The sequence below is a fragment of the Nonomuraea sp. SYSU D8015 genome, from assembly GCF_008065375.1.
In the GTDB taxonomy this organism is placed as follows: domain Bacteria; phylum Actinomycetota; class Actinomycetes; order Streptosporangiales; family Streptosporangiaceae; genus Nonomuraea.
The window spans coordinates 1-2,663 of sequence record NZ_VJYI01000059.1; the positions used below are offsets into that span (position 1 = coordinate 1).

Here is a 2,663-nt window from a genome sequence, read left to right on the forward strand (position 1 = left end):
GTGGTCAAGTCCTCGGCCTATTAGTACCGGTCAGCTCCACACGTTACCGCGCTTCCACCTCCGGCCTATCAACCCCATCGTCTATAGGGAGCCTTACCCCATCACTGGGTGGGAGACCTCATCTCAAGGCAAGCTTCCCGCTTAGATGCTTTCAGCGGTTATCCCTTCCGAACGTAGCCAACCAGCCATGCACCTGGCGATACAACTGGCACACCAGAGGTTCGTCCGTCCCGGTCCTCTCGTACTAGGGACAGCCCCTTTCAAGTCTCCTGCGCGCGCAGCGGATAGGGACCGAACTGTCTCGCGACGTTCTAAACCCAGCTCGCGTACCGCTTTAATGGGCGAACAGCCCAACCCTTGGGACCTACTCCAGCCCCAGGATGCGACGAGCCGACATCGAGGTGCCAAACCATCCCGTCGATATGGACTCTTGGGGAAGATCAGCCTGTTATCCCCGGGGTACCTTTTAGCCGTTGAGCGACACCGCTTCCACACGCCGATGCCGGATCACTAGTCCCAGCTTTCGCTCCTGCTCGACCCGTCAGTCTCACAGTCAAGCTCCCTTGTGCACTTACACTCAACACCTGATTGCCAACCAGGCTGAGGGAACCTTTGGGCGCCTCCGTTACCCTTTAGGAGGCAACCGCCCCAGTTAAACTACCCACCAGACACTGTCCCCGATCCGGATCACGGACCAGAGTTAGACGTTCAAAACGACCAGAGTGGTATTTCACCAATGACTCCACCCGAACTAGCGTCCGAGCTTCCCAGTCTCCCACCTATCCTACACAAGACGCTCCAAACGCCAATGTCAAGCTGTAGTGAAGGTCCCGGGGTCTTTCCGTCCTGCTGCGCGTAACGAGCATCTTTACTCGTAGTGCAATTTCGCCGGGTCTGCGGTTGAGACAGCGGGGAAGTCGTTACGCCATTCGTGCAGGTCGGAACTTACCCGACAAGGAATTTCGCTACCTTAGGATGGTTATAGTTACCACCGCCGTTTACCGGCGCTTAAGTTCTCACCTTCGCCAGCTCACGCCAGCTAAGCGGTCCCCTTAACGTTCCGGCACCGGGCAGGCGTCAGTCCGTATACATCGTCTTACGACTTCGCACGGACCTGTGTTTTTAGTAAACAGTCGCTTCCCCCTGGCCACTGCGACCCCCACCAGCTCCGAGTGCAAAACTCATCACCAGCAAAGGTCCCCCTTCTCCCGAAGTTACGGGGGCAATTTGCCGAGTTCCTTAACCACAGTTCACCCGATCGCCTTAGTATTCTCTACCTGACCACCTGAGTCGGTTTAGGGTACGGGCCGCCACAACACTCACTAGAGGCTTTTCTCGGCAGCATAGGATCATCCACTTCACCACAATCGGCTCGGCATCACATCTCAGGCTGAATGGAACGCGGATTTGCCTACGTTCCGCCCTACATGCTTACCCCAGGACAACCATCGCCTGGGCTGGACTACCTTCCTGCGTCACCCCATCGCTTACCTACTACCCGATCGGACCGAGCGTTCGGCCTCACACCAGTCCCGAAGGACCAGCGGACTTAAGGACTCTTAGCATCACGAGGTTCGATATGGGCGCATTGAAGCGGGTACGGGAATATCAACCCGTTGTCCATCGACTACGCCTGTCGGCCTCGCCTTAGGTCCCGACTTACCCTGGGCGGATTAGCCTGCCCCAGGAACCCTTGGTCATCCGGCGCGAGGGTTTCTCACCCTCGATTCGCTACTCATGCCTGCATTCTCACTCGCATACACTCCACGGCTAGATCACTCTGCCGCTTCACCGCATACACGACGCTCCCCTACCCACCCAGACTAGGTCTGAGTGCCACGACTTCGGCGGTGTGCTTGAGCCCCGCTACATTGTCGGCGCAGAATCACTTGACCAGTGAGCTATTACGCACTCTTTCAAGGGTGGCTGCTTCTAAGCCAACCTCCTGGTTGTCTCTGCGACTCCACATCCTTTCCCACTTAGCACACGCTTAGGGGCCTTAGTCGGTGATCTGGGCTGTTTCCCTCTCGACTACGAAGCTTATCCCCCGCAGTCTCACTGCCACGCTCTCACTTACCGGCATTCGGAGTTTGGCTGACGTCAGTAACCTTGTCGGGCCCATCGGCCATCCAGTGCTCTACCTCCGGCAAGAAACACGCGACGCTGCACCTAAATGCATTTCGGGGAGAACCAGCTATCACGGAGTTTGATTGGCCTTTCACCCCTACACACAGGTCATCCCCCAGGTTTTCAACCCTGGTGGGTTCGGTCCTCCACCCAGTCTTACCTGAGCTTCAACCTGCCCATGCGTAGATCACCCCGCTTCGGGTCTACAGCATGCGACTCAAACGCCCTCTTCAGACTCGCTTTCGCTACGGCTCCCCCACACGGGTTAACCTCGCCACACACCATAACTCGCAGGCTCATTCTTCAAAAGGCACGCAGTCACATCACACAACAGCAAGCTGCTGTAAGCTCCTACGGCTTGTAGGCACACGGTTTCAGGTACTCTTTCACAACCCCTCACCGGGGCACTTTTCACCTTTCCCTCACGGTACTCGTGCACTATCGGTCACCAGGGAGTATTTAGGCTTACCAGGTGGTCCTGGCAGATTCACACAGGATTTCTCGGGCCCCGTGCTACTTGGGATCCCCTCCAGAAG

General features: G+C 57.0%; 1 rRNA gene. It reads right to left on the bottom strand.

Annotated features, from left to right (window positions below):
- Positions 1-2,663 (bottom strand): 23S ribosomal RNA (locus ID574_RS59170); the annotation flags it as partial.